Genomic DNA, 665 nt, shown 5'->3' with positions numbered 1-665 from the left:
ATTCGTTCATTGAAAACTGGATATTGAAGTAAAAAGAATCAAAACAAACCGAGAACACCGCGTTGAATGAGTTTTTTAATAAGTTCAATTGCTTATTTATTGATTAACCTTCTATCGCTAGAAGAAGTGATCAAGACCCAACCGTAAGGTTGATAAGGTTAAGTGAATAAGGGCGCACGGTGGATGCCTTGGCACTAGGAGCCGATGAAGGACGGGACTAACACCGATATGCTTTGGGGAGCTGTAAGTAAGCTATGATCCAGAGATTTCCGAATGGGGGAACCCAATATCTTTTATAGGATATTACTTTTCAGTGAATACATAGCTGATTAGAGGTAGACGCAGAGAACTGAAACATCTTAGTACCTGCAGGAAGAGAAAGAAAATTCGATTCCCTGAGTAGCGGCGAGCGAAACGGGAAGAGCCCAAACCAACAAGCTTGCTTGTTGGGGTTGTAGGACTCCAATATGGTAGTCTGTTAGTATAGTTGAAGGATTTGGAAAATTCCGCTAAAGAGGGTGAAAGCCCCGTAGACGAAATGCTAGCAACACCTAGGAGGATCCTGAGTACGGCGGAACACGAGAAATTCCGTCGGAATCCGCGGGGACCATCCCGCAAGGCTAAATACTCCCTAGTGACCGATAGTGAACCAGTACCGTGAGGGA

General features: G+C 44.5%; 1 rRNA gene (cut by a window edge). It reads left to right on the top strand.

What is annotated here, in order from left to right:
* Positions 1 to 156 precede the first annotated feature (156 nt).
* Positions 157 to 665: ribosomal RNA gene (locus HMPREF2953_RS10965) — 23S ribosomal RNA — on the top strand (its annotated part continues 1,306 nt past the right edge of the window); the annotation flags it as partial.

Source organism: Staphylococcus sp. HMSC072E01 (assembly GCF_001814125.1).
Lineage (GTDB): Bacteria > Bacillota > Bacilli > Staphylococcales > Staphylococcaceae > Staphylococcus > Staphylococcus hominis.
Note: the sequence above shows the minus strand (reverse complement) of the source record. Positions and strands in the feature narration are given on the sequence as shown.